7 protein-coding genes are annotated in these 5,493 nt (G+C 57.4%); 5 read left to right on the top strand and 2 right to left on the bottom strand.

The features are described 5' to 3' along the window. Nucleotides 1-130 precede the first annotated feature (130 nt). Nucleotides 131-934, bottom strand: a complete 804-nt coding sequence (locus AC5E6N_RS23050; protein ID WP_491749999.1) for a tetratricopeptide repeat protein — start codon at nucleotides 932-934, stop codon at nucleotides 131-133. A 157-nt stretch (nucleotides 935-1,091) separates the two neighbouring features. Between AC5E6N_RS23050 and AC5E6N_RS23055 the strand changes: the two genes are divergently transcribed. The 3 genes from AC5E6N_RS23055 (at nucleotide 1,092) to AC5E6N_RS23065 (ending at nucleotide 3,759) form a co-directional block, all read left to right on the top strand. Next, nucleotides 1,092-2,465: a leucyl aminopeptidase family protein gene (locus AC5E6N_RS23055; RefSeq protein WP_491750000.1), complete on the top strand. Its 1,374-nt coding sequence runs from the start codon at nucleotides 1,092-1,094 to the stop codon at nucleotides 2,463-2,465. Between the two features lie 86 nt (nucleotides 2,466-2,551). Beyond that, nucleotides 2,552-2,902 (top strand): MarR family transcriptional regulator, encoded by a 351-nt coding sequence (locus AC5E6N_RS23060; protein ID WP_491750001.1) that lies wholly within the window; start codon nucleotides 2,552-2,554, stop codon nucleotides 2,900-2,902. Further along, nucleotides 2,899-3,759, top strand: coding sequence for a C40 family peptidase (locus tag AC5E6N_RS23065; protein ID WP_491750002.1), 861 nt, complete (start codon nucleotides 2,899-2,901; stop codon nucleotides 3,757-3,759). The genes AC5E6N_RS23060 and AC5E6N_RS23065 overlap by 4 nt, the downstream gene beginning before the upstream one ends. Nucleotides 3,760-3,765: 6 nt before the next feature. Here AC5E6N_RS23065 and AC5E6N_RS23070 read toward each other — a convergent pair whose 3' ends face one another. Beyond that, the gene (locus tag AC5E6N_RS23070) at nucleotides 3,766-3,939 is read right to left on the bottom strand and encodes a hypothetical protein (RefSeq protein ID WP_491750003.1); all 174 of its coding nucleotides are present in this window, start codon (nucleotides 3,937-3,939) and stop codon (nucleotides 3,766-3,768) included. 40 nt (nucleotides 3,940-3,979) lie between these two features. On the opposite strand from AC5E6N_RS23070, the gene AC5E6N_RS23075 reads away from it, so the two are divergent. Next, nucleotides 3,980-4,612 carry a hypothetical protein gene (locus tag AC5E6N_RS23075; protein ID WP_491750004.1) on the top strand — a complete coding sequence of 211 codons (633 nt, stop codon included), beginning with the start codon at nucleotides 3,980-3,982 and terminating at the stop codon, nucleotides 4,610-4,612. Next, a complete protein-coding gene (locus AC5E6N_RS23080) occupies nucleotides 4,581-5,036 on the top strand; it encodes a helix-turn-helix domain-containing protein (protein WP_491750005.1) in 456 nt (151 codons plus the stop codon). Before AC5E6N_RS23075 ends, AC5E6N_RS23080 begins: the two co-directional genes overlap by 32 nt. Nucleotides 5,037-5,493 lie beyond the last annotated feature (457 nt).

A 5,493-nucleotide genomic window follows, 5' to 3' on the forward strand; every position in this document is an offset into this window, starting at 1 on the left:
CGTTATCCTCGGGCCGGCCATGATAAGCGTCTTCGATACCTTCTGAGGCAAGACGGCAATAAAATGAAAAATGGCCCGGTTTTCCAGCCGGGCCATTTTTCCTTTCAGCGGAATTTGCCGCGCATGTGGCTCAGCTTCTCTTGTCGCTGAGTTTCGACCAGGCGTTCTGTTGCTGCAGCATCGACCGCAGATAGGTGACATTGGCCTGTGCCTGCTGCCGGGACAGTTCCGCCGATGCAATCTGTTCCGCTTCGTCGAAGCGACCCTGCAGCCCGACGACAAGGGCGAGATTCTGGCGAACGCGACTGTCGGCGCCAGGCAGGGCGACGGCTCTCTTGAGGTAGGTCTCGGACGTCGGCAGGTCGCCTGAAAGCAGATATGACATGCCGAGATTGGAGACGACCGAGGGCTCGTCCGGAACGATATCCAGCGCCTTGCGGTAGAAATGACGCGCTTCCTTGGATCGTCCGAGCTGATCGAGCACGGCGCCTTCCGCCGAAAGCAGTTTCCAATCGGGTTGATCGGGTGTCTGCGCCCGCCGGATTGTGTTCAGTGCCTGTTCCAGCTGCCCGGCCGATGCCTGCGCCTTGCCGTAACTCGAAAGAACGTCCCGATCGGTCGGATGGTTGATCACGACCTGCTGCATGACCGCCAGCGCCTGCTCGTTGCGCCCTGTCATCCGCAACAGGGTCGCGTAGTTGATGCCGACGGCCTTGTCCTTCGGATTGGCCTTGTAGGCGGAAGCGTATTTGCCTTCCATCCGGGAAAGCTCGGAACTGTTCATCTGCGCGATGGGCTTGTTGCCGGACGGTATCGAGCCGGTCTTGATCTTGCTGACATTCGCGCAGCCGGCGAGCACGGCGACCACCGCGAGCGCGCAGACCGATCTTGAAAGTCTGGAAGCTGTGCGGCGTGTGTTTTTCGTGCTGCCCATTGACGACCCCGTTTCCGTCCGATTTTCCGCCGCACATTCCTGCGGCCAGGTGATTCCACTCGGCCGCGGAATGCATTAGTTTCAGATGAACTGCCCTCTCTTCCATAAATATTCCGTTAACCCTAATGGATGGTTAACGACACAGGCCGAGGTACCGATGACAGTTGATTGTTTTTCCGAAGAAGGCGCGGCGTCCCTGCCGGTCTATCTGGTCGGCAAGGACGGGATCGAAAGCGCGGGCCTCGATCCGCAGATACGCGCATGGATTTCCGGGACGCGCTTCCGGGGCGCCGCCGGCGAACTTCAACTCCTGCCGGATGGCGCGGGCGCGCTTGCCGGAGCCATACTGGGGATCGGTGACGACAAGGCTCACGTCCCCTTTGTTGCGGCCAGCCTTGCCCGAAAGCTTCCGGAAGGAAACTGGCATTTGTCTGAAGACGCGGGGGATGAGCCCTTGCACGCGCTCGGCTTTGCGCTCGGGAGTTACCGTTTCGACCGATACAGGAAGGCCGACAAAAAACCTCCCCGTCTGGTTTTCCCGCCACGGGCGGACAGGAGCGCGGTCGAACGCATCGCGGCGGCCTGCTATCTGACACGCGACCTCGTCAACACACCCGTGAACGATATGGGCCCGGCCGACCTGGAATCCGGCCTGCGGACACTCGCCGACAGGCACGCGGCCCGCATTGAATCGATCGTCGGTGACGAACTCCTCGAGAACAACTTCCCGATGATTCATGCGGTCGGGCGCGCAAGCGCTGTGCCGCCGCGTCTGATCGATCTGCAATGGGGCAATGGAGACGCACCCAAGGTCACCCTGGTGGGCAAAGGGGTCTGTTTCGATACCGGCGGTCTGGACATCAAGCCGGCATCGGGAATGCTCCTGATGAAGAAGGATATGGGTGGCGCGGCCAATGTCATGGGTCTTGCCTCCATGATTATGGACGCAAAATTGCCCGTGCGGCTGAGGGTGCTTGTCCCGGCCGTTGAAAACGCCATATCGGGCAACGCATTCAGGCCCGGGGACATTCTGACCAGCCGCAAGGGACTGACCGTGGAGATCGGCAACACCGATGCTGAGGGGCGGCTCGTCCTCGCCGACGCCATGGCGCTGGCCGACGAGGAAGAGCCCGAACTCATGATCGATATGGCAACGCTTACCGGCGCCGCGCGGGTTGCGTTGGGTCCGGACGTGCCGCCGTTTTACTGTCTGGGCTCCCCCTTTGCGGACGCTCTGCTCGAAGCGTCGGCGCGCGTACACGACCCCGTCTGGCGCATGCCGCTCTTCGATCCTTATGATCGCAATCTGTCTTCGCCCATCGCCGATCTCAACAACGCCCCGGCCGGCGGCATGGCGGGATCGGTGATTGCAGCCCTGTTTTTGAGGCGGTTTGTCGAAAAGGCGCGGGAATGGGCGCATTTCGATATCTATGCCTGGAACCCGAAGGAAAAACCCCATGCGCCGGTCGGCGGTGAGGCACAGGCCATCCGCGCGCTTTATGAGATGCTGAGGCTGCGCTTTCCGGCATGAGGCGGTCGGCGCCGATTTTGACGCCGCTGCAGCAGAATGGTACGGTAGCGAAACAATTCCTGCTCCGCTTGAACCGGAAGGCGGCCATGAGTGTTGCACTGAGCCCTTCCCAGGCCCTTCATCTTTGGCACAGCGCCACGCTCAAGCTTGTTCAGTCCGACGCGCCTGACCTGACCTTGAGGCAGACCTGTATCCTGCTGCACATCTATCTCGTCCCGCCGCCGCACACGGTCCGCGGCCTCGCATCGACCCTTGGCGTGACGAAACCGGTGATAACGAGGGCGCTCGATTCCATGGGAGCCATGGGCCTCGTGCGCCGCATCCGTGACGAGCGTGATCGCCGTAATGTGGTTATCCAGCGAACGGTTGACGGAGCGCTTTATCTGGAACGGCTCGGAGATATCATCATCGATGAAGGAAGGGGGCTTTCCCTTTGAGTGATCTCGACCCGAGGCTCAACGTGTTCCGTCCGGACCTCGCCGATATCCGATTGGAGGCGAATCTGGTCGCCGACCGATATGTAGCCGGCGAGCAATATCATGTGACCTTGCCGGTTCTCGATCTGAAGACAAGGCCCGACGGGTCGAGCAGCATTGGCACGCAGGCGCTTTTGGGCGAGGAAATCGAGGTCTTCGACGAGCGGGGCGGGTGGTGCTGGGTCCAGCTCAAGCAGGACGGTTATGTCGGATATGTCCGCAAGGACGGCATCGCAAAAGGTCGGGACAAGGCAGATCACACGGTCAGCGTGCCGCGCACCTTCATTTACAGCGAGGCCGATCTGCGCAGCCCGGTCATCGATGCATGTTCGATGGGCAGCCGCCTGAAAACAGTCGGCGAAACGACCACACGCGGCACGCTTTACCGGACCCTTTCGGGCGGCGGCGCTGTCGTTGCCGAGCATGTGGAGCCGATCCTGAACATCGCATCGGACTATGTCGACGTCGCCGGCCTATTCATCCAGACCCCCTATCTCTGGGGCGGCCGGTCCGGCTTCGGCGTCGATTGTTCCGGGCTGGTGCAGCTGTGCATGGCCCGGTGCGGGAGCCAGGTACCGCGCGACACGGACATGCAGGAGCGGGCGATCGGACGGCCGGTGGCGTGTGATGAGCACTATACGGGTTTGGCACGGGGCGATCTTGTCTTCTGGAAGGGCCATGTCGCCATCGTCGAAAACGCCGATACCGTCCTGCATGCCAGCGGCCGCGCCATGCAGGTTGTGCGTGAGCCCCTGCACGATGCGATTGAGCGCATCCGTGCGCTCTACGAGGCGCCGACGAGCGTGCGGCGGCCCTGACACGCTCTATTGCGGAACATCGTCCGATTTCGGATCCTGATAGCGGTTCAGGTCGAGCAGGCCGGACTGCAGGGGGTTCCGGGCGGCCATTGACGCCTGCACCGCATCATATGTCTGCCAAACGAAGGTGAAGAAGACGGCTGCGACGGAACGTTTGATCACTGGCTTCAGGACACTCACCCGTTTGTCCGGTTGCTACGGTGAGAATCTGGAGTTGTAATTGCCCGTGCTGTCAACGGTTTTTCAGACAAGTAACAGATCGACTCGTCTACAAACCAATGTACTGTTAGTCATTGTCGATGAAGGGTTGTTGACTTATATGTCAAGCTATGATGCCATAACAAACAAAATAAAGGAGCTTCGACCTTCCGGCGCTCTTCGGTTTGTGCCAACAGCAATGCCGGGTGACGCTGTTGTTCGCGAGGTTTTTGCGTCACGTGAGGTCTATGATGTTGTTTGCGGTCAATGGCCGGACAATTACATGGGGTCTCGGTATGCTGATTTTCGGGCAAATTTGGATGCGTTTACTCGTGGGGACTATATGAGCGCATCACTGGACCCGTTCAACAAACCACCAGAGACCGACCTGGCGAGAACCGATCCCGTCAAGAAGGAAATTTGGAGTCTTCGCTGCGTCAACCCATTAGCCCGCATTAGGTGTTTCGGCTGTTTTGGTGGAAAAGACCTTTTTGTCGCTCTCACGTGGCGATGTCGTGAAGATCTTGCAACAAATGAGGATTGGGAAGCAGAAATCAATCGAGCTGATAATCAATGGGCTAACCTCTTCGGTGTGATACCACAATTTAAAGGGAATGAACCTGATGAGTACTTATCAAGATGCACAATTGTGTGAGCCTGTCTCGGATGAGAAAATTCCAACAGCAACACTTCGATATATGCGCACCAGAAACCAACGCCGTTTGTATTCGCTGCTTATGGAAGAGTTTGAAAAATGTGGTATCACGCGTGCAGAACTTGCGCGCAGGCTAGGAAAGAAACATCAGGATGTTATCTCTCGCTGGTTTGCTGGCCCCTCAAATTGGCGAGTAGACACTATCAGTGATCTTCTCTTTGCTATGAGTGGAGCCGAAGCGGATTTCACGATCCGATACCCGCTTAGGGATGTTTTACTGAATTCTAATCAACCAAGTTGGCTTTTGGAGGACGAGGAGCAAGCAGACAATTTACCAGATATTTCCACACCAGTCACAATCGAAAGTGCGAACAATTATCAGGCAGTGTTTACACCTGAATCTTTACTGGAACCTGTGGAATGAGCATGCCAAAGTGTGAAGTTGCGCTGATATGCGATGATATTCGTCGTGAAGATACAGGCAAACTTATTGCAATAGGTCTCTATGGAGCTGACGCTAGATTCACGTCGTTCCCAACCGACTTCAACTTCAAACTTCTAGCTGGACTGAGGGCGGAAACCCCGCAAGAGCTCAGATTTCAAGCAAGAGCAAAGGCAGGACGAAAACAGCTTTCGGCAGGAAGAGGCAAACTGGTATTTGGTGAAACGGGATACGCCCTAATGGCCATTGGCCCAATAATATGCCATTTCGAGCAACCAACAACACTGTCTGTCCAATTGAAACTTGGTGATGGTCGATTCCGAACTGTAGCTCAGTTACCGATAGTGCTTGCGACTAATCCTTCCTCAGGTGTCTAGAGCCCGATGCTTGTCTTATGCTTGCTTCGGCTGTTTGTGTGATTTTGCCAGCTCATCCTTCA

It is taken from the genome of Hoeflea sp. (assembly GCF_984452065.1).